Origin of the sequence: Delftia sp. K82 (assembly GCF_002193035.1) — a bacterium.
Classification (GTDB): Bacteria; Pseudomonadota; Gammaproteobacteria; order Burkholderiales; family Burkholderiaceae_C; genus Comamonas; species Comamonas acidovorans.
The window spans coordinates 3,127,479-3,152,018 of the sequence record NZ_MYFL01000001.1; the positions used below are offsets into that span (position 1 = coordinate 3,127,479).

At 68.3% G+C, this 24,540-nt stretch carries 17 protein-coding genes and 1 tRNA gene; 9 read left to right on the forward strand and 9 right to left on the reverse strand.

The window, feature by feature from the left end:
- Positions 1-111 precede the first annotated feature (111 nt).
- Both KDK82_RS33195 and KDK82_RS13730 read left to right on the forward strand, forming a co-directional pair.
- Positions 112-234, forward strand: a complete 123-nt coding sequence (locus tag KDK82_RS33195) for a hypothetical protein (RefSeq protein WP_013803059.1) — start codon at positions 112-114, stop codon at positions 232-234.
- Between the two features lie 227 nt (positions 235-461).
- The gene (locus KDK82_RS13730; protein ID WP_256974480.1) at positions 462-1,565 is read left to right on the forward strand and encodes a GGDEF domain-containing protein; all 1,104 of its coding nucleotides are present in this window, start codon (positions 462-464) and stop codon (positions 1,563-1,565) included.
- A 4-nt stretch (positions 1,566-1,569) separates the two neighbouring features.
- Here the strand turns inward: KDK82_RS13730 and KDK82_RS13735 are convergent, their stop codons facing one another.
- Together KDK82_RS13735 and KDK82_RS13740 are read right to left on the reverse strand one after the other, a co-directional pair.
- Positions 1,570-3,510, reverse strand: a complete 1,941-nt coding sequence (locus tag KDK82_RS13735) for a PAS domain-containing sensor histidine kinase (protein WP_088165205.1) — start codon at positions 3,508-3,510, stop codon at positions 1,570-1,572.
- An 86-nt stretch (positions 3,511-3,596) separates the two neighbouring features.
- On the reverse strand, positions 3,597-3,890 hold the full coding sequence (locus tag KDK82_RS13740; RefSeq protein WP_088165206.1) for a DUF2789 domain-containing protein: 294 nt from the start codon (positions 3,888-3,890) through the stop codon (positions 3,597-3,599).
- A 207-nt stretch (positions 3,891-4,097) separates the two neighbouring features.
- Between KDK82_RS13740 and KDK82_RS13745 the strand changes: the two genes are divergently transcribed.
- Positions 4,098-4,361 carry a hypothetical protein gene (locus KDK82_RS13745; RefSeq protein ID WP_034398349.1) on the forward strand — a complete coding sequence of 88 codons (264 nt, stop codon included), beginning with the start codon at positions 4,098-4,100 and terminating at the stop codon, positions 4,359-4,361.
- A gap of 78 nt (positions 4,362-4,439) precedes the next feature.
- Here the strand turns inward: KDK82_RS13745 and KDK82_RS13750 are convergent, their stop codons facing one another.
- The 4 genes from KDK82_RS13750 to KDK82_RS13765 all read right to left on the reverse strand — a co-directional run bounded on the left by KDK82_RS13750 (position 4,440) and on the right by KDK82_RS13765 (position 9,602).
- On the reverse strand, positions 4,440-6,818 hold the full coding sequence (locus KDK82_RS13750) for a TonB-dependent siderophore receptor (protein WP_088165207.1): 2,379 nt from the start codon (positions 6,816-6,818) through the stop codon (positions 4,440-4,442).
- Between the two features lie 209 nt (positions 6,819-7,027).
- Positions 7,028-7,987 (reverse strand): FecR family protein, encoded by a 960-nt coding sequence (locus tag KDK82_RS13755; protein WP_088165208.1) that lies wholly within the window; start codon positions 7,985-7,987, stop codon positions 7,028-7,030.
- Positions 7,977-8,525 (reverse strand): RNA polymerase sigma factor, encoded by a 549-nt coding sequence (locus tag KDK82_RS13760; RefSeq protein WP_013803066.1) that lies wholly within the window; start codon positions 8,523-8,525, stop codon positions 7,977-7,979. The genes KDK82_RS13755 and KDK82_RS13760 overlap by 11 nt, the downstream gene beginning before the upstream one ends.
- 120 nt (positions 8,526-8,645) lie before the next feature.
- Entirely contained in the window at positions 8,646-9,602 is a 957-nt protein-coding gene (locus tag KDK82_RS13765) for a LysR family transcriptional regulator (RefSeq protein ID WP_013803067.1), read from the reverse strand.
- Positions 9,603-9,708: 106 nt separating this feature from the next.
- Between KDK82_RS13765 and KDK82_RS13770 the strand changes: the two genes are divergently transcribed.
- Complete coding sequence (locus KDK82_RS13770) at positions 9,709-10,926, forward strand: MFS transporter (protein WP_088165209.1); 1,218 nt, start codon at positions 9,709-9,711, stop codon at positions 10,924-10,926.
- A gap of 23 nt (positions 10,927-10,949) precedes the next feature.
- Here the strand turns inward: KDK82_RS13770 and KDK82_RS13775 are convergent, their stop codons facing one another.
- From KDK82_RS13775 to KDK82_RS13785, 3 genes are all read right to left on the reverse strand, one after another.
- A complete protein-coding gene (locus KDK82_RS13775) occupies positions 10,950-12,668 on the reverse strand; it encodes a tetratricopeptide repeat protein (protein ID WP_256974481.1) in 1,719 nt (572 codons plus the stop codon).
- A gap of 184 nt (positions 12,669-12,852) precedes the next feature.
- Positions 12,853-13,953 carry a peptidoglycan-binding protein gene (locus KDK82_RS13780; protein ID WP_063326544.1) on the reverse strand — a complete coding sequence of 367 codons (1,101 nt, stop codon included), beginning with the start codon at positions 13,951-13,953 and terminating at the stop codon, positions 12,853-12,855.
- A 45-nt stretch (positions 13,954-13,998) separates the two neighbouring features.
- Positions 13,999-14,982, reverse strand: coding sequence for a hypothetical protein (locus KDK82_RS13785; protein ID WP_256974499.1), 984 nt, complete (start codon positions 14,980-14,982; stop codon positions 13,999-14,001).
- 694 nt (positions 14,983-15,676) lie between these two features.
- On the opposite strand from KDK82_RS13785, the gene KDK82_RS13790 reads away from it, so the two are divergent.
- From KDK82_RS13790 to KDK82_RS13810, 5 genes are all read left to right on the forward strand, one after another.
- Positions 15,677-15,766, forward strand: a tRNA-Ser gene (locus tag KDK82_RS13790).
- 612 nt (positions 15,767-16,378) lie between these two features.
- Positions 16,379-17,581, forward strand: coding sequence for a non-hydrolyzing UDP-N-acetylglucosamine 2-epimerase (wecB, locus tag KDK82_RS13795; protein ID WP_088165212.1), 1,203 nt, complete (start codon positions 16,379-16,381; stop codon positions 17,579-17,581).
- A gap of 79 nt (positions 17,582-17,660) precedes the next feature.
- Entirely contained in the window at positions 17,661-19,886 is a 2,226-nt protein-coding gene (locus tag KDK82_RS13800) for a hypothetical protein (RefSeq protein WP_088165213.1), read from the forward strand.
- Positions 19,887-19,928: 42 nt separating this feature from the next.
- On the forward strand, positions 19,929-21,650 hold the full coding sequence (locus KDK82_RS13805; RefSeq protein ID WP_088165214.1) for a glycosyl transferase family protein: 1,722 nt from the start codon (positions 19,929-19,931) through the stop codon (positions 21,648-21,650).
- Entirely contained in the window at positions 21,647-24,514 is a 2,868-nt protein-coding gene (locus KDK82_RS13810) for a tetratricopeptide repeat protein (protein ID WP_088165215.1), read from the forward strand. Before KDK82_RS13805 ends, KDK82_RS13810 begins: the two co-directional genes overlap by 4 nt.
- The last annotated feature ends 26 nt before the right edge of the window (positions 24,515-24,540 follow it).

Sequence of the window (24,540 nt, forward strand, 5' to 3'; positions counted from 1 at the left end):
AAGCGGCAACCGGCAACCGGCAATCCCGAAGCATCGCTGACACGGTGTTACAGCAGCTGCGGCGTTCACCAGTAGATTGGCGCGTTTCGTCCATTGCAGCCCCAAAAAAAGATGAAACCCAAGATCAACTTCATTGAACGCGAGCGCCTGTTCCGGCGGGAACTGAAACGGCGAAAGGTCAGGTTCCTGCCCATGCAGGTATTGCGCCGGCTGTTCGAGAAGGCAGGTGTCTGAGCCAGACAGATCGCCGCGCCGGGCATGCGCGGCACCGTTGCCTTGACCCGTGCACGGCATCACGGCAGTTCGCACGACACTAGAATCGCAACAGACCAGCGTGGGCGGGGCGCCGATTACCCAGCCCGCGCGCCCCAAGACCCCAGGCCCCCCACGCAGGCGCACACACAAGCCAGAGGAGCTGAATGCCCCATCTTGACCTTCGCTCCCTGGCCGTCATGGCGGGAATGATCGGCATGGTCATGGGTGTTGTACTCCTGGGTCTGCGCCGTACCTACCCGCCATCGATAAGAGGCATGGGCCTCTGGGGTGCGGCACCCTTGCTGTGCGCGGCCTCCACCCTCTTCTACGGCCTGGACGGCGTGCTTCCGACCGCCCTGGTGGCTTCTGTCGGCAATGGGCTGCTGCTGGCGGGCGTCACCCTCTTCTTGCTTGGAAGCGAGCGTTCGCTGGGCCGCCCCTCTTCGGCACGCAAATGGACTGCGGTGATTGCCGGGGTCCTGATGCTGCTGGCCCTGCTCACCCATGTCTACCCGGACTACCGCATGCGCGTGCTGATTTTCAGCGGTTGCCTGGCCACCATCGTCATCGAGCATGCACGCCTGCTGGGGCAGCATGGCAAGGGATTCGCCAGCCGCTTCACCGCCGCAGTGCTGTGGGCGCAGGCGCTGGTGCTGATCGGCCGGGCCGTTTCCACGCTTTGGCTGGATCAGGCGGATACCCACAGGTTTGCGCAGTCCACGGTCCAGACCCTCTACATTGCCACTTTCAGCTTCTCGGTCCTGCTGGTGAGCATCGGCGCCTTGCTGATGGCCGGTGAACGGGTGCGCGCCGAGTTCGAGTACCTGGCCACTCACGACGCACTGACAGGTGCGCAGACGCGTCGATCAACACTGGCGGCCTGCTCCGACGAACTGGCCCGATGGAACCGCTATGGCAAGCCGTTTTCGCTGTTGATGCTCGACATCGACCACTTCAAGCGCATCAACGACGGACATGGGCATTTGACGGGAGACCGCGTTCTGTCCCATTTCGTCAGACTCATGCAATCGCAACTGCGATCGGCGGACCGGCTCGGGCGTTACGGCGGGGAGGAATTCATCGTGCTGCTTCCCGAGACCGATGCCGAGGGCGCCCGTACCCTGGCAGAACGCATGCGGGCCGCGCTGGACGCATCGCCCGCGTCCGCAGATTTGCCGCATTGCACCGTCAGCATCGGAGTGACCACCATCCAGCCCGGCGACACCACGGTCGATGAACTGATATCTCAGGCGGATGCGGCTCTGTACACCGCCAAGGCGCAGGGCCGCAACCGGGTTCATATCGGCTGAAGGCTCACGCCCTCACCAACTGATGCAGCAACTGGCTCAGATCTTCCTGCGAATACGGCTTGGCCAGCCGCGTCATTCCAGGCGGCAGCGCCGGGATGTCTGCAAAGCCGCTGGCCAGGATGAAATTCAAGCCCGGATACCGCTGCGCAATGTGTTCGGCCAGCTCGACGCCGTTCATGCCGGGCATGGCGTAGTCGGAGATGACCACGTCAAAGCGTGCCTGGCGCGCCAGCAGGTCGATGGCCTCCTGCCCGGCGCCGAGGGCCGTGACACGGTGGCCCAGGTCCTCCAGCAGGGCCGAGGCGTTGGCCAGCACCAGCGGGTCGTCGTCCACCAGCAGCACGTCCATGGGTCCCACGTCCTGCGTGCGCTGGGCGCTCAGGTGGCAGGCCGTGCTCTCGTCCTTGGAGATGGGCATCCACATCTCCACCGTGGTGCCGTTGCCCGGTGTGCTGTGCAGCACGAGCTTGCCGCCGGATTGGGCCACCAGCCCGTCCACCATGGCCAGGCCCAGGCCGGTGCCCTTGCCCACACCCTTGGTGGTGAAGAAGGGCTCGACCACGCGGGACAGCGTCTGCTCGTCCATGCCCTCGCCAGTGTCCTCCACGCGCACGCAGACATACGAGCCTGCGGCAAGGCCTGCAAGCTGGCGCGGCAGCGTCGTTTCCACGGCCGCCGCGATCTTGATGACGCCGCCGCCCGGCATGGCATCGCGCGAGTTGGCGACAAGGTTGAGCATGCTGCTCTCGAACTGGCTGGGGTCGGTGAGGATGCGCGGCAGGTTGGCGGCCAGGGCCATCTTGAGAAAGATATGCGGGCCGGCCGCCTGCTGCTGCAGACCTTGCAGGCCCGACAGCAGCACCGCCACATCCACCGCCTGCGTCTTCAATTCCTGCTGCCGCGCAAAGGCCATCATGCGCTGGGTCAGCGAGGCGCCACGCTGGGCGCCTCGCGTGGCGGTCTCCACCAGCGCGCGCAGCCGCTCGTCGGGCGGCATGCGCTTGCGCAGCAGCTCCAGGCTGCTGAGCACGGCCATCAGCAGGTTGTTGAAGTCATGGGCCACGCCGCCCGTGAAGCGGCCGATGGCCTCCATCTTCAAGGCCTGGCGCAGCTGGGATTCGGCGGCCTTGCGCTCGGTCACATCGCGGGTGACCTTGGCAAAGCCGATCAGCCGGCCGTCATCGTAGATGGCATCGATGACCACCGAGGCCCAAAAGCGCGAGCCATCCTTGCGCACGCGCAGGCCTTCGGCCTCCATGCGGCCCGTGCTGACCGCCGTGCGCAGACCCGCCTGGGGCAGCCCGGCCTGCTGGTCTTCGGGCGTGTAAAAGCGCGAGAAATGGGTGTTGAGGACCTCCTCCTCCTCATAGCCCTTGATGCGCTTGGCGCCCAGGTTCCAGCTCACGATGCGGCCTTCGGGGTCGAGCATGTAGATCGCATAGTCGGTCACGCTTTGCACCAGCAAGGCAAAGCTGCGCTCGGCGCTGGAAAGCGGGCTGGACAGGGGCGGGGGCTCGGCCGGCGACGCTGCAGGCGAGTGCGCATCGGCCTCGCGCACGCACAGCAGCAACGCCGGGCTGCCGTCCAGCAGCCGTATGCGCGATGTGCTCGAGGCCACGGGCCGCTCGCGCCCTGAACAGGTCAGCAGCGGCCAGCAGCTGGCCTGACGGGGCTGTGCGGCCTGGGCAGGCTCCCATTGGCGGCTTGCCCAGCCTGAACGCGCCGCCTGGGCCACGAAACGATCTTCGAAAACGCTGCCCTCCAGCGCATCTCCGGAGTGGTCCAGCAGGCTGCGGGCCTGGCGGTTGCAGTGGGCCAGACGGCCGTCGAGCCCGACGACAAAGACGGCGTCGGGAAACGCATCCAGAACGGCGTGGCCCGGGTCAAGGGGCAAGAGAGCGTCGGAGCCTGGAGAGGCCGACGCCAGACCATTCGAGGTCAGCATGTGAGCGACTCCGTAGGCAAATGGGTTGAATGCGCCGCGAAAATTGTAAGCAGCACGGATTCATCGCAAGCGGTTGCATCACAGGATCAGGGACGCGCTTCCTGCTCGTGCTCGCAAGCCGCTGGGGCAGGCACGGCGTCCAGGTCGGGCTCGGAATGCAAGGCTTCGCTGAGCTGGTCCACCACCAGCGCCCAGGTCGCATCGGCATGCCACTGCTGCGAGAACAGGGCGCGTTGCGCGTCGGTCCAGAACGGCGCGTCCACCAGCAGCGTGTTTTTCTCCAGGCGGTGCGAAAGAATGAACTGACGGATGCCCTCCGGGCTGGAGTCCAGTCCCAGCTGATCGAAGAGGTTGGTCATGGTGGGTTCGGCTGTGATCATGGTGTGTCCTTCTTGGGTGTTGGCGGGGGTTGGTCCAAGGCTAGAAGCTCGGCCGGCTGCCCCATGTCGGACACCGAAGCAAGCTACCGTCGGAAGCCCTTCTGCGCTTGGGCCGCAGTGCCCGCGCACAGCACAGCCCTGCTCCTACAAGGCGGCACCAGCGCACTGGCGCACCATGCAGCCACTTCATCACAGGACACCTATTCCATGAAAAAACTGCTGCTTGCCACCGCCATTTCCCTTGCCTTCGCCGCAGGCCTGTCGACCGCCCACGCCCAGGTGGGCAAGGCCGCCTCCGAGGCCGCCGACGCCGCAGACCACAAGGTGAAGGAAAAGCAGGCCGACGCCAAGGCCAAGGACAGCGGGCCGGTCGGCAAGGCCGTGAACAACGTCAAGTCGGACTACCACAAGAAGCGCTCCAAGCAGTCGGCAGACAACGCCAAGGAATCGCTGAAGAAGGCGACCGAGTAAACGGCACTGCCCAGATGGACAAAGGCCCACTTGCGTGGGCCTTTGTCTTTTGCAGAGGCCGGCGCTGCCGGCGCGGCCTCAGAAGCTGTGCCGCAGCGTCACCATCACATTGCGCGGCGCACCCGGCAGGTTCAGGTTGGGGCTGGTGCCGTGGGCCGAGACGATATAGCGGCGGTCGAACAGGTTGCGCAGGTTCAGCTGCACCGTGGTGGCACGGCCGATGCGGTACTGGGCCATGGCATCCACCACCGTGTAGGCGGGCAGCGTGACGGTGTTGCCGGGGTTGGCAAAGCGGTCGCCCACGTAGTTGAGGCCGCCGCCCACGGTCCAGGCATCGCCCAGGCGCTGGGTCAGCCAGACAGACAGGGAGTTCCTGGGCGTGATGGTGGCGCGCTTGCCCTGCACGGGCTGGCCGGCGTCCACGGTGGTGGATTCGGTGACCACGGCATCCAGGTAGGCGTAGCTGAAGGTGGCCTGGGTGCCGGGGCGCAGTTCGCCGGACAGCGACAGCTCCAGGCCGAGCGTGCGCTGCGTGCCGATGGGGATCAGCTGGGTGGGCTGGGCCGGGTTGGTGGTCTTGATGTCGGTGCGTTCCAGCTGGAACAGCGATGCCGTCGCCATGGCCTTGCCGTCCATCAGGTCCCATTTGCCGCCCACTTCATAGTTGGTGGTGCTTTCCGGCTTGATGGCGGCATTGGTGGCCGACAGCGCAAACATCTCGGCCGAAGGCTGGTAGGAGCGGCTGACCGACAGGTAATAGGACTGCACGGCATCGGGCTGCCACACCAGGCCGGCGCGCGGGCTCCAGGTGGAGTCCGTGCGGCTGAAGTCGCTCTGGCCGGCCAGGCGGTTGTCGGTTTCCTGGCCGAAGCGGTCATAGCGCAGGCCCACCAGCAGCTTCCACTGCGGCGACAGCGTGACCTGGTCCTGCAGGTACAGGGCCCGCGTGAGGTAGCGGTTGAGCGTGCTGCCGCTCAGGGTGCCGCCGCCGTTGAGCGGGGCCACGGGCAGCACGGGGTTCCAGAGGTTCACGTTGGTCAGGGTGCCGCCGCTGTAGGACAGCGCATCCTTGTTCTGCTGGCCCAGCTCCAGGCCGTAGAGCACTTCATGCTGCACGCTGCCGGTGCTGAAATTCTGGATCAGCTCGGTCTGGTTGAAGATGCCGTGCTCGTTGCGGTCCACGCCCGAGCGGGTCAGCGCCACGGTGCCGGCCGCCTCGTTGGTGGTGCCGGCCGGCAAGGTGTTCTGGCGGTCCAGCTCGTAGTGGTAGTAGCGCAGCGCGTTGCGCACGCGCAGCGTGTCCGAGAAGCGGTGGTTGAAGGTGGCGGTGAAGGAGCCCACGGTGGATTCGGAGGTATCCGCATCGCGCGCATTGGCCGAGCCGTAGTAGGTGCCGGGCGCCACATCCACGGGGCGGCCGCGATAGGCGGGAATGCCGAAGTCGGTGACGCGCTTGTCGCGCAGCAGCTCGGCCTGCAGCGTCAGAGAGGTATTGCCGTCCGGCTTCCACATGACGGAGGGGGCGATGGTCTCGCGCTTGAGGAACTGCTGGCTGCGGTAGCTGTTGGCGTCTTCGGCGGCGCCGGTGACGCGCCAGGACCAGTCGCTGCCCTCGGGCGCGCGGCCCACATCGAATTCGGCACGCTTGTCGGCCCAGCTTCCCACGCTGACGGCCACGTCGGAGACATTGACGCCCGGCTTCTTGGTCACGCGGTTGACCAGGCCGCCCGAGGAACCCCGGCCATAGAGCACGGCGGCCGGGCCCTTGACGACTTCCACGCGCTCGATGTTGGAGAGGTCGCGGAAATACAGCGCATCGTCGCGGAATCCGTCCACGAACTGGTCGCCGATGCTGGTGAAGCCGCGGATGCTGACCTGGTCGCGCTGGCCGTCGCCGTGCGACAGGCCGATGCCGGCCACGTTGCGCAGCGTGTCCTGCAGCGAGGTGGCGGCCTGGTCGCGCATGACCTGCTGGGGGATCACATTGATGGTCTGGGGCACGTCGCGCAGCGGCGCCTCGGTCTTGGTGCCGCTGGCGGCCGAGGGGGCATAGTAGGCCGTGTCCTCCGCGCGCGAGGCCAGCACGCGCACTTCTGCCATGACGGCGCCCGCCGCGCCGGAGCTGGCAGCCGGGCCGCCGCTGCGCTCGACGGTGAAGGTGCGCTCATCCTGCGCACGCACCTGCAGGCCGCTGCCGGCCAGCAGGCGCTGCAGGGCCTCGCGCACTTCCAGCGTGCCGCGCAGCGCGGGCGCCTGCAGGCCCTGGGCCACATCGGTGAGGAAGATAATCTGGGCGCCGCTTTGGCGCGCCAGCGCGTTCAGCGACTGGGCCAGCGGCTGGGCCGGCAGGTCCACGGCCAGGGGCTGGGCATGGGCCAGGCCGGCAATGCACAGTGCGGCGGCCAGGGCCGCGATGCGAAGGCGCGGCAGGCCGGTGACGGTAGGGGAAGGGTTCATGGCGACATCTCTCCTGAGGCGTTGGATACGGAATAGGGGATACGGGATACGGCGGTGGCGGCAGGCCCCTCGAGGGCCTGTTCGGCCCCGGGCGCGATGCCGGTCTGCCTGTAAGCCGCCGCAGCGCGCAGGTTTGTACACATGGCCACGGAAAATTTCTGGATCAGGCCAGCGGCTGCAGGGACAACTGCCGGGCGGCCTACCTGCGCCTACCTGTGGCGCGTGGAGATCAGCACGCGGCCGTCGTCCTCATGCCGCACCTGCACGGGGGCAAGGCGGGGCAGCAGGTCCAGCAGCTGGTCGATGCGGTCCAGGTCGAACTGCCCCGAGATGCGCAGCTGCGCCGCATGCCGGTCGGCCAGCACGATAGGTGCGCTGCGGTAGCGCTGCATCTGCGCCACGGCCTCGGAAAGCGGCGTGCCGTCCAGCACCAGGCGGCCCTCCCGCCAGGCCAGGGCGGCCAGGGCAGCGGCGCCGTCGCCCGCCTCCGGTGGCACGAGCTGCGGCAGCGGCCGGCCGGCGCGCGTGCGCAGGTGCTGGCCGGTGGACAGCTCCACGGGTGCGCCGCCACCATCCATGGAATGCACGCGCACCCTGCCCTGCAGCACGGTGATGTCGGCGCCATCCTCATGGCGGTGCACGCCGAACACGGTGCCGACGTCCTGCACCACCACGCCGCCGGCCTGCACGGTGAAGGGCCGCTGCAGCCAGGGCACCCAGCCGTGCCAGAAGGCATGGGATACCTCGAAGGACGCCTCCCCCTGGTCCAGCACCAGGCGGCGCGAGCGCAGGTGCTGCGCCACTTGCACGCGCGAGCCGGTGTTCAGCTGCACCTCGCTGCCATCGGCCAGTTGCCAGCTCTGGCGCTGGCCCACGGCCGTCGCCAGGGTCTGGCGCTGCAGCGCGGGGTCGGCCCAGAGCAGCAGCGCCAGCGCCGCCAGGGCCGCGGCCGTGCCTGCGCGCAGCGCCCTGCGCTGGCGCAGTTTCTGGCGCTGGGCGGCGGCCTGCTCGATTTCCTCGGGCGTGGGCAGGTGCCGGCGCAGCATGTCGGCAAAGGGGGCCAGGGCGTCATCGACGGGCAGATGGGCGCTGCGCCCCGAAGACTGCGCAGAAGCACCCTGGCGCGCGCTGCGCGTGCCGCCTGTGCTGCGCGTGATCTCAGGCGGCATGGTCGGCAGTGAGCACGGGCTGCACATCGCGCAGCGCACGCGCCAGATGGCGGGCCACCATGCCGCGCGAGATGCCCATGCGCTGCGCGGCCTCTTCCTGCGGCATGCCGTAGAGCTTGGTGAGGATGAAGGCCTCGCGGCTGGCCTGGGGCAACTGCTCTATCGCCACCAGCAGCGCGCGCTGGCGCTGGGCGGCGGCCACGGCCAGCTCGGGCGGGGACAGCGGCATGGCTGCGGCGGGGGCAAGGCGCTCTTCCAGCTCGGCGCCATCGAAGGGCGTTTCGGGCCGGCGCGCCTGGGCCCGGTGGCGGTCTATGGCCAGGTCGCGCGCCAGATGCCGCAGAAAGGCCAGCGGGTTGGCAATGCCCTGGGGAACGGGCCGCTCCATCAACCGCAGGCACAGCTCGTTGACGATTTCGCGGGGCTGGCATTCATCGCCGAAGCGGTGGCGCAGGAAACCGACCAGTTCGTCATAGTGCTGCACCAGCTGGGCCAGCAGGGGCTCGGCGGGCGGTTGTAGCGTGGAGGGGGACGGCATGGAGGAAAAGCCAATCGCGAAGAAGATCGCAAATGATTCTTATTATCCTATGCAGTTGCCATGCTTACCGTTGGCAAACCGGGCGGTGACGCGCCGCCGCAACAGCGGCGGGCGAACGGCTCAGGGCAGCGGCGCGCGCATTCCGGTGAGTCCTGGCATGACCTCCCGCATGGCCGCGATGAAGGCACGCAGCCGCGCCGGCTGGTGGCGCGCCGGCGGATACACCAGGTGCACAGGCAGCGGCGCGGCCTGCCAGTCCGGGGCCAGGTGCACCAGGCGGCCCGCCTCCAGATCGTCGCGCACGATCCAGGCCGAGGCCAGGGCCGCACCCAGCCCGCCCAGGGCGGCGTTGCGCAGCGCATAAAGGCTGTCGGTGCTGAGCCGGGGCTCGAACTGCAGGCGCCAGGATTTGCACACCCGCTCATCGCCCACGCGGTGCAGTTCCAGCTCGCGCTGGTAGAAAGTGCGCAGCGCAATCCAGGGCAGCCCCTGCAGCTCGCGCGGGTGCTGGGGCACGCTGCCCTGCCCCAGCAAGGCAGGCGCGGCCACGGCAATGCGCGGCACCTCGGCCACGCGCAGCGCGACCACCGATGGATCGACCACGGCGCCCACCTGCACGGCGCAGTCGATGCCCTCGGCAATGAAGTCCGGCTGGCGGTCATGCAGCAGCCACTCGACCTTGACGGCCGGATGGCGGCCCAGGAACTGCAGCAGCGGCGCCATGAGCTGGTCCTGGCCGAAGGCGTGGGGAGCTACCACGCGCAGCAGGCCGCGCGGCGTGTCCTGGGCGCCGCGCAGGTCGGACTCCAGCGCCCGCCATGTATCGAGCAGTTCGCGCGCATGGGCCAGGCAGCGCTCTCCGTCGTCGGTCAGCGCCATGGCGTGGGTGGAGCGCCGCAGCAGGCGCAGGCCCAGCGCGCGCTCCAGCGTCTGCAGGCGCCGGCTGACCGTGGGCTGGGTGGTGGACATCTGCTGCGCGGCGGCCGAGAGGCTGCCGCTTTCGACGATGCGCACAAAGGTCTGCAGCAGTTCGATGCGGTCTGCGCCCGAAGGCAGGGAGAGATCGGCGATGGTCATACGCCAAGCGTATATCGATTCTGCGGACGCAGCCACTACCGTGGGTTGCTGCATCGCACCACACTACGGCCATCGTTTCTCAAACACGCCGTATCGGCGGATCAACATGTCTTGCATTCAATCTACGCATAACCAAGCGGCCACCAGCGAAAAGGCATCCGGCGTGCCCCGGTCGCTGGTGCTGCTGATGGCGACCACGGCGGGAGTGGGCGTGGCCTCGCTCTACTACAGCCAGCCCATGCTGGGCGTGCTCGGCCCCGACCTGGGCGCGGGCGAGCGCGCCGTGGGCTTTGTGCCCACGCTGACCCAGTTGGGCTATGCGCTGGGCATTTTGCTGCTGGCCCCGCTGGGCGACCGCATGGACCGCCGGCGCATCATCCTGGCCAAGACTGCCGCGCTGATGCTGGCCCTGCTGGCCAGCGGCCTGGCCCCGGGCCTGGCGCCGCTGCTGGCCGCCAGCCTGGCCGTGGGCCTGGCCGCCACCCTGGCGCAGGATGTGGTGCCGGCCGCCGCCACGCTGGCGCCCGAGCACCAGCGTGGCAAGGTGGTGGGCACGGTGATGACGGGGCTGCTGCTGGGCATTTTGCTGTCGCGCGTGGTCAGCGGGCTGCTGGCCGAGCATGGCGGCTGGCGCAGCGTCTACCTGCTGGCCGCCGCTGCCATGGCACTGCTGGGGGTGGCCCTGTGGCGCGGCCTGCCCAGTTTCAGGCCGACCACGCAACTGGGCTATGGCGCGCTGCTGGGCTCCATGGTGCAGCTGTGGCGCGGCCAGCCCGCGCTGCGCCGTGCGGCCCTGGCCCAGGGCCTGCTGTCGGTGGCCTTCAGTGCCTTCTGGTCCACGCTGGCCGTGATGCTGCACCAGCAGTTCCACATGGGCAGCGCCGCAGCCGGCGCCCTGGGTCTGGCGGGCGCCGCCGGTGCGCTGGCCGCGCCCCTGGCAGGCCGGCTGGCCGACCGCAGCGGCCCGCAGCGCGTGACCTGCCTGGGTTCGGGCCTGACCCTGGCGTCGTTTGCCGTGCTGGCACTGTCGCCCTGGCTGCCAGCCGGCGCACAGCTGCCGCTGCTGGTGGCCAGCGCCATCGGTTTCGACTTCGGCATCCAGGCCACGCTGGTGGCGCACCAGACCCTGGTGTATGGCCTGGACCCCGCTGCACGCAGCCGGCTCAATGCGCTGCTGTTCACGGGCGTGTTCATCGGCATGGCCTCGGGCTCGGCGCTGGGCGCACTGGCCCTGGCGCAGTGGGGCTGGGGCGGGGTGGTGGCCCTGGCCTGCGCGGCATCGGCGGCGGCCTTGGCCGTGCGGCTGGCGGGCCGCAACCGCTGAACTTCCACGGGCTGCCGGCAGGCTTATGCCCCGCCCTGCAGCCGTGCCGCGCGCTGGGCCAGCCGCTGCTGCTCCGAGGCGCGCAGGGCAGCGATCTGCGCCAGGATCTGCTGCTGCTTTTCCATCAGGCGCTGCGTGTGCACGCCATGCGCATCCCCCGCCAGGCCCTGGGCGATGCAGGCCAGCGCGCGCGCCGGGTCGCCGCGCTGTTGCCAGGTGTAGGCCAGGTTGAGCTGGGTGCGCGCATCGCGCGGGTCTATGCCTTCGGCCTGCAGGTAGGCCTCATGCGCGGCCGCGAACTGCTCCTGGCAGAACAGGCAGTCGCCCAGCACATTCCACAGCCAGGTACTGAGCCAGGGATTGAGGTCCAGCGCGCTGCGCGCCAGCTCGATGCCGGCGGCAAAGTCCCGCAGCTGCAGGCCCACGAATTCGGCCACCTCGCCCAGCAGCCGCCAGTCGCGCGGGCTGCGGGTGATGGCCTGGCGGTAGCTTTCCAGGGCGGCGTCCTGGCGGCCCGACTCCAGGTGCGTGCGGGCCTCATGGGCCGGGGCCTCGAAGAACTGCTGCGCGTCGGCGCTGAAGCGGTTGAGAAAGGCGGCCGCCGTGCGCTCGCATCCCTCGCCGATCAGCAGCCGCGCATGGATGGCCCTTTGCGCATCGCCCGAAGGCGCCAGCACCTGCCAGCCCTCGCGCCCGAACAATTGCGCCAGCAGCGGAAAGTTCAGGCCGATGGCGCTGGTACGGCCAAAGCGCTGGGAGGCGCCCGCTTGGGCCGCCGCCTCGGGCGTGCAGGCGCCGTAGTCGTTGATGAGCACCAGACCCTTGGGCGCCAGCCGCTTGTGCAGCGTCTGCAGCGCGCCAAAGGCGCCGTGGTTGACCAGCAGGCGCGGTGCCGCCTCGCTGACGGACAAGGCGGCATCCACCCAGGGCGACAGCGCTGCCTGGTCGCAGTCGAAGAAGCCCACCTCCTGCTCGAACAGGCCCACCAGGGGCAACAGGCGCGCACGCTGCTCTGCATCCGCATGGTCCACCAGCGTACGGATCTCGCCCGGCGACAGCGCGGTGTACTGGCGCACGAGCTGGGCGTCATCGGTAAGGCGGGTGCGTATGCGCAATTCCTGCACCGGCCCGTCGCCCTGCCGCCGCACGACGGTGGCAGGCAGCACGTCCAGCACGTAGTTGCAGAACACGGCGTGCAGCGGCGGCAGGGGCACCGTGCTGCCGTCCGGCAGCTGCACGGCCTCGGGCCGCATGGCGTCGCAGCAGCCGGCAACGACCTGGCCGCCGAACTCGGCAAACAGCGCGCGCTCCTGCCATTGCGCGACCGTGCGGGGAGATCCATCGGTGACGTAGTAGACCAGCCGCTGGTCAAAATCACGCCCTTCCTGCTGGCACAGGTGCCGGAAGGCCTGCAGGAACATGCGCGCAAACAGGCCGCAGCCGGCGCCCAATTCCAGCACGGCAATGGCGCCTTGCGGCGCGGTGTCCGCGCAGTGGTGGAACAGCAGGGCCGCCGCATCTTCCGAGAGGCGGCCGCTGTTGTTGACCACGTAGGGCACTTCGTTCTCGGCAAAGGTCAGCAGGCCGGCCCGCGCCCAGTGCAGGTGGCCCAGCTCCCACTCGATGCTTTCGGTGATGGGGCGAAAGTCCTGCAGCAGCTGCGAGGCAACGCGCACGCCCGAAAGAACGTCCTGCGGGGCGCGGATGGCAGGCGGCCCGCCCGGCGCTGCGTCAGCGTCCATGGCGGGAAGGGACGCCGGAAGGGACGCTGAAAGCGACGCGGACAGGGACACAGGCAGGGGCAGCGAAAGGGACAGTGGCGCGCGCAGGGCGGCCTCGCCCGTCGAAGGGTCGATTCTCAAGATGCTCTCTCCGGAAGATGCGATGGGAGTGACGCCTGCCTGCACGGCAGGCGTCCGGCCAGGCTCAGGGCACGGGCGCCCACTTGGACCAGTTCAGGTCGGCCTGCTCGAAATCGGCCTTGAGCATGCGGCGCATGGCGTCCACCTCGTCCTGGGTGATCTGCGCTTCCTTGACCTGCTTGCCGGTGGCCGCCGTGCGGGCCTTGGCAAGATCGGCCTTGGTCACGGAGGCTGTTCCAGCCCAGATGGACTTGGCGGACCCCACGTTCACCCAGTGCTTGCCCTGGGACTGCAGGTCTGCCTGGTAGGCGGATTTCCAGCCCATGTTGTTCTGCGACACGGCGTTGAGCAGCTTGGCCAGCGAGCGCTGGTTGCTCACCCCCTGCTGGGCGAATGCCTGCAGGTGAACGCGCTCGAACTTCAACGGCAGCAGGCCCTGCTTGGCCGCCAGGCTGTCGCGCTCATTCCACCAGCGCGATGCATCGGCGGACTTGACGGCCTCCAGCTGGTTGAGCCAGTCGGCGTCGGTGACGATGCTGCCGTCGCCCTTGACCCACTGGAAGCGCTTGAAGCCGATGTCGGCCGCGCGGCCGAAGTTGTGGTTGCTCTCGCCCGGGCCGGCCTTGGTCTGGGTCTCGGCGGCCTGCTGGGCAAAGGTGCGCCGGCGCCCCGTGGGCGTGATCCACAGCGCGATCTTGTGCGTGTCATACATCTGCTGCACCAGGCTGGCCAGCTTGGCGCGGAAGGTGGGCTCGTACTCCGCATCGTTGGCAATGGCGGCCTTGCTGGTGGCCACGTCCTGGGCCTTGGCCTCCAGGTACACCGTCTTGGAGTTCTGCGCGGCGCGCATGCCCTGGTGCGAGGCCGGCAGCATGCCGCTGAGCTTGGCCACCGTGGCCCCTCCGGCTGCCGCCAGGCCCAGCGCCTCCTTGGCACCCCCGGCCTGCGGCTGGCCCGGCGCGGCCTTGGCGGCGGCCAGCTTGTGGTCGTTCTGGAAACGCTCCAGCGCGGCGCGCGTCTGCGCTCCGTAGCTGCCGTCGTAGTCCACGCCCAGATACGGCGCGTTCTTGGCGTCCTTGACCACGCGCAGCATGGCCTGCAGCAGGGCCACGTCATGCACCTGGTTGCTGCCGCCCTCGCCTACGCTGTCCTTGATGTCAGGCATGTTTTTCCCCTCTTTGTGGTTGTCGATATGGCCCGCAGCACCGGCTCAGCGGGCGGGCTCGGGTTTGGGCTCGGGTTTGCGGTCGGGTTTGTTGCCGGGTTTTTTGCCGGGATCCAGGCCGGCATCCGGCAGCAGGTGCACCAATGGCACGGTGCGCGGCTGCAGGCTGGCCGAGCAGGCACGCAGCCGCAGCGATTCGGCATGCGCCTGCGCCATGTCCGCCGCCACCTGCACCAGGGCGTGATGGGGCGCGGCGCCTGCGGGGCGTGTGCGCACGACGGAATAGGCGCCCAGGCATTCGGCCTGCTGCGCGCGCGCGGCACGTGCTGCCGCCACGCTGGCATAGCGCGCCGCCACCACGGCCTGCACGGCGGCCGGTGGTGCCGAGGCCTGCTCGGCAAACGCCTGCCGGCCCTTGTTCCAGCGCAGGCTGCGGGTCTCGATCTGGTCGGGCGCATCGTCCTGCGGTGATGCATAGCGCACCAGCAGCACCGGAATCCGGCCCGTGGGCGCCAGCACCCAGCTTTGGTAGTTGCCCTGAGGCTCGTCGTACTGCCAGGCCAGGTGCGGGCCCTGGGCGGTGGCGACATACAGTGCATGGCGGCGCTTGGGATGCTCAAAGCCCCCCATCTGCGTGACCAGCAGCGCACGCGAGCCGCCCTGCACGCCGGGCAGGCGCAAGCTGCGCACGGCAGCGGTGACGGTGTCTTCTTCCTCTCCAGTCGTCCACACGCGCTCGAGGTGCTGGCGCCCTGCTGCCGCAGACAGCGGATCACCCACGCCGTACAGCGGATCGGGCTGCGCCAATTGCGCCGGCCCCCTGGACGCAGGCCAGGACAGCGCCGCTGGCTGGCCCTGTTGCACACCGGCACGCACCAACCGCAACTCAAAGGGACAAGGCGCCGCCGTGCAGGCAGGCAGCGACAACTCATAGGCAGGCGCCCCTTTGGCCGTGCCGGACGGCAGGCTTTCCAGCACCTGCCGCTGCGTCCCGGCAGCGAACGCCGCCCCGGCACCCAGCACCGCCACAAGGCTCAAGGCCAGTGCCCGCCATGGCAGCGCCCCGCCACAGTAAAAATCGGAGCGCATTGAATGGTGAGCCATGGTGATAGCGGGTTTCTATGATTGGCCTGGGCTGTCGATACGCCGAAATACAGGGGAAATCTGCCGCAATGGGCTTGAAACAGGCATTTCAAGGCCCGGCGCCGCAGGCATTGTCTACAAGCTGGCCTGCGGCGTCTGTTGCAAAATGCATCCGGCGCTTGAGAATTGCATTCAACATTTGCAATTCATCCAGGATGCATTCTGGAACCTTTCAAACCAGATAAATTTCATTTGAACAAAAATCAACAACATCAATGACTTACATGAAATTAACCCCAATTTCACAAAGCAAGGAAAATACCTTCTTGTATACATGACGGCTCCCAACATCTGCCTCCATCGAATGCACAGGCTGAGGAAAACCTGAATCAATGTGGATACGCCATGGGTTGCCAACTGCAAATAGTGCGCACCGAGGATTCCCTAGATGGACCCGCATCATAAGTTCGCCGGATTTCACGATACTGCAACCATTCACCTTCCCAAATGGCTTGCGGCTGAACGACCGGGGCTGCCTTGCCGGTTGTACCTGCAAGGTGCAGCGGGGCACACCCGCATCGCCGCCGGTTCCAGCTTCTTACCGTGACCGCCCGAAATCACTGCTACAATCGCTGGCTTCGGAGAGGTGGATGAGCGGTTTAAGTCGCACGCCTGGAAAGCGTGTGTGGGCTAATCCCCACCGCGGGTTCGAATCCCGCCCTCTCCGCCATACACCCAGCAAAACGGGCCCCTACACGGGGCCCGTTTTCGTTTCCGGGCCGGCTTGTGGAAAGGTTCATGCCCAGGTTTGCGCCCGCCCCTGCCTCGGCCCCGCGCACCGGCCGCACATCAGGGAAAGCGACAGCACGGACACCCCCTCCAAGCCTTGCGCAGACGCGCCCCAGGGCTTGCAATAGGCAGCAGCTGGCAGCAATAGGCAAGCGTCTGACAAGCACATCCTTGTTTCGGTGATGTACTAGCTGCAACAAAGCCCCCAGGCGCGCAGCTTTGTGCAACAGCACCCCTGGCGCGAACGTGCATCCAGCCCCATGGCGCGCATGGCTTGCGGCGCTTGAGATTCGACGGAGGTTCCCCAATGGAAGGCAAGGTCATCAAGCTCCCTCAAGTCCTCTTAACTTCCGTCAATTTCTCTCAATTGACGATAGTTTTCAATCGAATCGGAGCAATCGATCGAAAATTCCAAAAACCCGCCGTATATTCCACACCGCTTTGCGGCCTGCCCGGCCCGTCTTCGGGCTGAGACGGGTCCTGCCCCTGCCGGGTACAGCGCAGCACAAGAACGCACAAGCGAAGAGCACAGGAAAACGCAAAAGGGGTTGGCATGAAGATTCTTTCGTTTTTCGGGACCCGTCCCGAGGCCATCAAGATGGCGCCACTGGTCACGGCCCTGTCGCAGACGCGGGGCATCGAGAGCGTGTTGTGCGTCACCGGCCAGCACCGGCAGATGCTGGATCAGGTGATGGATCTTTTTGGCCTGCAGGCGCAGCACGATCTCGCCGTCATGCAACCCAACCAGACGCTCAACGGCCTGTTCTCCCGCGTGGTGGCAGGTGCCGATGGCGTGCTGGAGCAGGAAAAGCCCGACTACGTGCTGGTGCACGGCGACACCAGCACGGCCACCGCCTGCGCGCTGGCGGCGTTTCACCGCCGCATTCCGGTGGGCCACGTGGAAGCCGGCCTGCGCACCGGCGATCTGGCCCAGCCCTTTCCCGAAGAGATGAACCGCCGCGTGGTCGATGTGGTCAGCCAGTGGATGTTTGCGCCCACGCCCACGTCGCGCGCCAACCTGCTGGGCGAGAACCTGCAGGGCCGCATCGCCGTGACGGGCAACACCGTCATCGATGCGCTGGCCACGCTGTGCGACCGGCTCGATGCCCAGCCCGAGCTGGCCTGTGCCATTGCCCAGCGCCATCCCTGGGTGGATGCGCAGCGCCCGCTGCTGCTGGTCACGGGACACCGGCGCGAGAATTTCGGCGAAGGCTTCCAGAACATCTGCGCTGCGCTGGCCGAGCTGGCGCAGCGCCATCCGGACCTGCTCATCGTCTACCCCGTGCACTTCAACCCCGCCGTGCGTGAAGTGGTCATGCGCACGCTGGGCGGCATGGACAACATCCGCCTTATCGATCCGCTGGACTATGTGGACTTCGTCTGGTTCATGCAGCGCGCCCACATCATCCTGACCGACTCCGGCGGCGTGCAGGAAGAGGCGCCCTACCTGGGCAAGCCCGTGCTGGTGATGCGCGAGGTGACCGAGCGGCCCGAGGCTGTATCGGCCGGCACCGTGCTGCTGGTGGGCACGCAGCGCGCGCGCATCGTGGCCGAGGTCAACCGGCTGCTGGCCGATGAGGGGCACCACGCCTCGTTTGCGCGCCGCATCAATCCCTATGGCGATGGCCAGGCCTCGCAGCGCATCGTGCGTGCCCTGCTGGGACAGCCCTTCGACGAGTTTGCCGCCGGACACACGGGCGGCGCGGCCGTCCCGGGCATCACGGCCGCCGTGACCAAGGGCATGGCGCCGGCCTGAACCACGCACGCACCACCCCGCGCACCACGTCCACGAAGCGCATTACGAATCGAGCACCGAAGTGAGAAAAGAGGCCCCCATGCAACCGACCATCCGCCAATCGCTTTCCCGCACCGGTGCCCGCTGGGCGCTGGGTTCGCTGCTGGGCCTGGGCGCCCTGTTCGCGCAGACGGCCTCGGCCTCGGCGCTGGGTGACGCCATACGCCAGCTGGGCGCCAGCGACGGGCTGCAGCGCAGCGTCACGCTCAAGGAATTGGGCATCGTCGATCCCGTGGTGCTGGCCGGCACGGCCACCCAGGACTTCTACCTGCCCGTGCCGCGCGGCCTGCCGCTGGGCGATGCCAGCATTGCCTTCGACAGCCGCTACCTCAAGGGCGAGCCCGGCGTTTCGACCGTGGTGATCTCGCTCAACGGCACGCCCGCCGTGTCGCAGACCGTGCCCGACGGTGACGGCATGCTGCAGCGCACGCTGCCCGTCGCCCAGCAGGCCCGCGCCAGCGATTTCGTGCGGCTGGGCGTGAACTGGCGCAGCCGCAACGGCCAGGTGCGATGCGATGACAACCATTCCCTGGCCAACTCCCTGACCATCTCGCCGCAGACACGGCTGAGCTACCGCGTGGACCCGCGCGATGTGCGCAGCATCGAAGATGTCTGGAACACCCTGCCCGTGCGCACCACCGTGCTGGTGGCCGGCCGGCAGTTGGAGCAGGCCTCGTTCGACAGTGCCTGGCGCATTGGCGCCAGCCTGCAGCGTAACAACAGGCGCATGACGGTGAACGCATTGCCCGCCGTGGGGGAGACGCTGGACCTGCGCGGCCTGGAGGTTCCCGCCGCCCTGGCCGGCGTGCCCGCCTTTGCCGCACTGCGCGGCGCCGAGCCCCAGCACAAGCTGGCCAGTGACGCCGAACTGGGCGCGCTGCTCATGCTGGGGGCCGCCCAGGTCAGCGGAGACATCGTGGTGGCCGACAAGGCACTGCAGCAGCGCCTGACCGTCGCCTTCGCGGCCCTGCAGGCCCAGCTGGCGGCCGACCCCGATGCGGGACAGGCCCTGCAGCAATGGCGCGCCCGGCGCGCACCGCTGGCCAACGAGGCGCTGGCCTCGCAGCAGTTGCGCGCCCTGCCCATGGGCCGCCAGATGGTGCTGGCCGTGGCCGCCGACGCGGGTGCGCGCGTGGCCGGCCTGCAAGAGGCCGCCCTGCAGCGCCTGCTGGTCAGCGACAACGTGACCGTGGCCGCGGTCCAGCCCCCGCAATGGGACGAGGCCAAGGGCATACGCCTGTCCAGCCTGGGCGGCAGTCCCGACAGCTTCGACGTGCTGTCGCGCGGCGACTGGACGATGAACTTCCCGCTGAGCGCCGTGGCCTCGCAGGGCCAGATGCCGGGCGAGATCACGCTGTACGTGGCCGCCGCCCCCGGCGCCTCGGCCACGCGCCCCGTGGCCACGCTGTTCTGGAACGGCATGCTGCTGTCGGCCCGCCAGCTGGAGGCCAACGGCCAGCCCGAACGCCTGCGCGCCCGTGTGCCCGGCTATGCGCTGGGCATCAACAACACCTTGCGGGTGTCCGTGCAGCGCCAGCCCTACTCGGCCGACTGCAACGAGATTCCCCAGCCCTACCCCGCCAGCGTGCTGCCGGCCATCAGCTACGTGACGCCCGGCAAGGCCGAGGCCAACGGCAGCTTCATCGGCCTGCTGCCGCTGCTGGGCGCCAAGTCGCAGTTCCTGGTGCCCGCCAGCTATCTGTCGGCGGCGCCGGCCGCGCTGGAGCGCATGGCCAACCTGGCGGCCGCCAGTGGCCTGTCGGCTTCGCAGGCCGAGCTGGTCGTGGCCCAGGCCGATGCAACGGCCAAGCCCTCCATGCCCTTTGTCGCCATGGAAGTGCCGGTGGACGGCGCCAAGCCCCTGGTGACGGTGACGGACCGGCAGCAGCTGCGCATCCGCGGCAAGTCGGCGGACTGGCTGGACATCAAGGGACTCAAGCAACTGTCCTCGGCCGAAGTGGTCACTGCAGGCGGCCAGCAGGGCGTGCTGTGGCATGCCATCGGCGAGTGGACGGGCGGCCTGGGCGAGCCCTTCCTGCTCAATCGCGGCAACATCGCCGTGATCGGTGGCGACGGCCCGCTGGCCTGGGTGGACAGCAGCAATCCCGAAACCGGCATTCCGTCGGGTCCGCACGAAAGCGCCTTCCACGAATGGCGCAACTTCCTGTCCTGGAGCGTGCCAGGCATCGCCATCGCGCTGTTCGTGGTGCTGCTGCTGGTGGTGCTGGCCTGGGCGGTGGCGCGCAGCAAGCAGTCCAAGCACTGAGCCCGGCCCGGGCAACGATGACGACGGCATGAGGCGATCGCCATGATCTCTTCCCTCTACTGGCCCTACCTGGTGGCCGACTACTACCATGCGCTGGAGATCGTCAGCGCCGTGGTGGCCGTCGTCATCCTGCTGTCCAGCATCGACGACCTGTTCATCGACGCCTGGTACTGGGTGCGCGAGGCCTGGCGCGCGCTGACCGTCAAGCGCCGCTACCAGCCGCTCAAGGCACAGCAGTTGCAGGAGGTGGAGGAAAAGCCGCTGGCCATCATGGTGCCGGCCTGGCTGGAGTACGACGTGATCGCGCCCATGCTCGAGAGCATGGTGGGTACGCTGGACTACAAGAACTACATGATCTTCGTGGGCACCTACCGCAACGACGAGCGCACCAAGAACGAGGTCGAGCGCATGCGCCGGCGCTACCGCCAGCTGGTCCGCGTGGAGGTGCCCCACGACGGCCCCACCTGCAAGGCCGACTGCCTCAACTGGATCGTGCAGGCCATCTTCCAGCAGAACACGCTGCAGCCCGAGCCCTTTGCCGGCCTGATCCTGCACGACAGCGAGGACGTGCTGCACCCGCTGGAGCTCAAGTACTACAACTACCTGCTGCCGCGCATGGACTTCATCCAGCTGCCCGTGACCTCCCTGGAGCGCGAGTGGTACGAGCTGGTGGCCGGCACCTACATGGACGAATTCGCCGAATGGCACACCAAGGACCTGGTGGTGCGCGAGAGCATGTCGCACATGGTGCCCTCGGCCGGCGTGGGCACCTGCTTCTCGCGCAAGGCGATGGAGGAGCTGGCGGCCGAGACCCACAACCAGCCTTTCAACACCGACACGCTGACCGAGGACTACGACATCGGCGCGCGGCTGGCACGCCGGGGCATGAAGCAGATCTTCGGCAAGTTCCCCGTGGACTACGTGATACGGCGCAAGCCGCTGTTCGGCCTGGGCAAGGAAAAGGTGTCCACGCTGACCATGCCGCTGGGCATACGCGAGTTCTTTCCCAACACCTTCAAGACCGCCTACCGGCAAAAGGCGCGCTGGACGCTGGGCATCGGCCTGCAGGGCTGGAGCCAGGTCGGCTGGGCCGGGCCGCTGTCCACCAAGTACCTGCTGTTCCGCGACCGCAAGGGGCTGGTGACCTCCTTCGTGGCCATCCTGGCCTATCTGCTGCTGCTGAACTTCCTGCTGTTCCTGCTGGCCGATCACATGGGCTGGTGGACGGTGTACTACCCGTCCCTGTTCGCTCCCAATGGCTGGCTGGTGACGCTGATGAGCGTCAACGTCATCGCCCTGCTGCTGCGCGTGGTGCAGCGCGCCTGGTTCGTCTCGCGCCTGTACGGCTGGGAGCACGCCATGCTGTCCATCCCGCGCATGGTGATCGGCAACTTCATCAATGCCATGGCGGCGGCGCGCGCCTGGAAGCTGTTCATCGTCCACCTCGTCACGGGCAAGCGGCTGGCCTGGGACAAGACCATGCATGACTTCCCATCCCCCGACCAGTTGAGCCACCAGCGCCAGCGCCTGGGCGAGCTGCTGCTGTCATGGCAGGCCATCGACGAAACCCGGCTGGCCACCGCGCTGGAGATACAGCAGCGCGAACGCCGTCCGCTGGGCGCCATCCTCATGGAGCAGGGCTGGCTGGACGAGGCCACGCTGCGCGAGGCCATCAGCTTCCAGCAGGGGGAGCCCACCGACCCCACGGTGCATCCCGACATTCCCGCACAAGGCATTCAAAGCACTCCAAGGGCCGGCATATGAAGCATCTCGCTCCCCTCGTTCGCCCTCTCACGCTGGCCGCGCTGCTGGGCGCCGGCTGGAACGCGCCGCCGGCCTGGCCGCAGGCCGCAGCAGCCGTCAAGGCCGAGGCGCCGCTCAGGGGCCGCGCATGGCAGCTGGCCAACCAGGCCTATGCCCACTATCAGGCCGGCCGCTTTGCACGTGCCGCCAGCGCCGCCGCATCGGCCGTACAGCTGCGCCCCGACCTGCTGCGCCTGCGCATGCTGCTGATCTACTCGCTGCAAAAGCAGGGCAAGAACGAGGAAGCGCTCAAGGCCATCGCCTCGGCCCGCGCCGCCGGGCTGGACGAGGCCACGCTGCAGCAGGCCGAGACGAATGTGCGCACGGCTGCGGCAGGCGGGGCCGCCGCAGGTGGCGGCGCGGCCACGGCCTCCGAGGCCTACAACAAGGCCTTCCCCATCGCCACCGAGGCCTACGCCGACTACAACGCCAGGAACTACGCAGACAGCGCGCGCAAAGCCGAGCAGGCCTTTCGCCTGGACCCCAGCCAGGGCCAGTGGGCGCTGCTGTGGATAGGCGCGCTGGAGGCGCAGGAGCAACTGGGTGCCTCCATCGAGGCCGCAGATGCCGCCCTGGCCCTGGACCCACCCAACAAAAGCGACCTGGTGGCCAAGCGCCAGACCTTGCGCCGCAGCCAGGCCGTGCTGCCGGCGCAAAAGGCCTACCAGGCGCTGATCGCCAACAACCCGGCGCAGGCCGTGCCCTTTGCGCGCGAGGCCGTGGCGCTGGCGCCGGGAACGGCATCGCACCGCCTGCTGCTGATCACCTCGCTGCTGCTGGCCGAGCAATTGCCCGATGCGGAAAAAGCCGCAGACGAGGCGTTGGCGCAGGACAACGAAGACACAGCGGCGCTGGGCATGCGCGGCTACATCCGCCAGCGCCAGGGCAAGACCGCACAGGCCAATGAAGACTTCGATGCCGTGCTCAAGCAGGACTGGCTGGACGACAAGCAATCGGCCAACCTGCGCCTGATCGCGGCCGACGCGGCCCTGGCCGCTGGCGACGCGGCACGCGCCCGCGCGCTGCTGGCACCGATGCCGGCGCAGGATGAATCCGTGGCCCGCCGCCTCAAGCAAGCCGATGACCTGCGCCCCGGCCGCGACACGCCCATGGTGGCCGATACGCGCGGCGCCTCGCAGACCCTGGCCATGGCCGACTACCCGCCGCCGCTGCAGGACTGCCGCGACACGCCCTACGGAACGGTCTGCGAGCTGCAGCCTTCCGATGCCCAGGGCACGGGCGGCCCCAGCGCCCAGGCCTATGCGGCCTACGCGCGCCAGGACTACAAGGCCGCCATCGAACATGCGCAAACGGCCGTGGAGCAGGACCCCGACAACGAGCAGTTGCAAAAGCTGCTGACCACCACGCTGGCCGCAGGCAATCGCGACCAGCAGGGCCAAGCCCTGCTGCGGCTGGACAAGTCCCTGTCCCTCACCCCCAACGACCCCCAGCTGCTGATGCAGCGCGGCTACCTGTACTCGCGCCAGGAAGAGCCGGCCAAGGCGCTGCAGGACTTTCGCGCGGCGCGCGCCACGGGCGAGGCGCCAGCGGGCGCCATGCTGGACGAAGGCTATGCGCTGGCCGGCACCGGCGACAACCGGGGCGCCGTGCGCACCTTCAAGGAAGCCATCGACCTGGACGACGCCGGCACCGCCAAGCTCACGCCCGGCCAGCGCGAAAACGCACGCAGCGCCGTCTCCGGCTACTCGCGCGAGTGGGGCGCCATCGTCTCCATGGGCTACCGGGGTGCGCGGCCTGCGGGGCGTGCGTTCTCGGACGGCATCCTCACGCAGGCCGGCGATGCGGTCTTCGGCACGGCCGAGGCCTACTGGCGCCCGTCCAACTTCCTGAACTCATCGACGCGCATCTTCGATGTCTACGGGCGGCTGGGCAGCACCTTGCATGACGGCGGCGGCACCACGCTGGGCCAAAGCGCCATCGACCCCTGCACGGGCCTGCCCATCAATGTGCAGGCGGGCGACAACCGCGGCATCTCTGGCCTGCCCACTACCACGGGCTCGCTGGGCATGCGCTTCACGCCGTCCACCAAGTACGCGCTGACCTTTGGCATAGAGCGCCAGTTCAACATCGGCTCCGCCACGCGCTCGGGCTTTATCACGCCTGAATCGCCCCAGCTGCGCTGCCTGATGAGCGGGCGCGATCCGCTCAACCCCACGGGCCCGGCGCTGGGCAACCCGATATCGGCCAAGTACAGCGCGGGCGCGGGCCAGGGCGGCTGGCTGGCCTATGTCACCCATGGCTTTTACGAGGGCACGGGCCGTCGCACGGACCGCTCCAGCTGGTTCACCATGGAAGGCTACAGCCAGGCCGGCTATGCCAACCAGAGCATGGCCTCGCGCTTCACGCTGACAGACCAGACCAATGGTGCCCTGGTGGGCGACGGCTCGGGCCGCTACAAGCGCGAGCAATGGTTCTTCTCCACCGAGGCCCGCATCGGCCGCAGCTTCCGCGCCGACGGCATCAACCAGGGCCTGGTGATCTTCCCGTTCGGCGTGGTCGCGGCCGACTGGATCAAACAGAGGAACCGTGTGCAAGTGCGTTCCCTGCAGGCCGCCCCGGGCGCCACGCCCACCGCAGCCCAATTGGCCGCCCAGCAGGGACAGACCCTGGCCCTGCAAGGCAATGGCAGCAGTTGGTCGGCCAGCGCCGGCGTGGGCGTCAGCCTGCGCCAATGGTTCCGCGAAAGCCACTACAGCACGGCCCAGTCCTATGTGGACTGGTCCATGCAGTACCGCTTCAACATCGGTGGCGGCCAGGCCGACCGGGCCAAGGGCCTCTTCATGACGCTGACGCTGTCCTATTGAAAGCCCTGCCCCGCCGCCGCCACCAC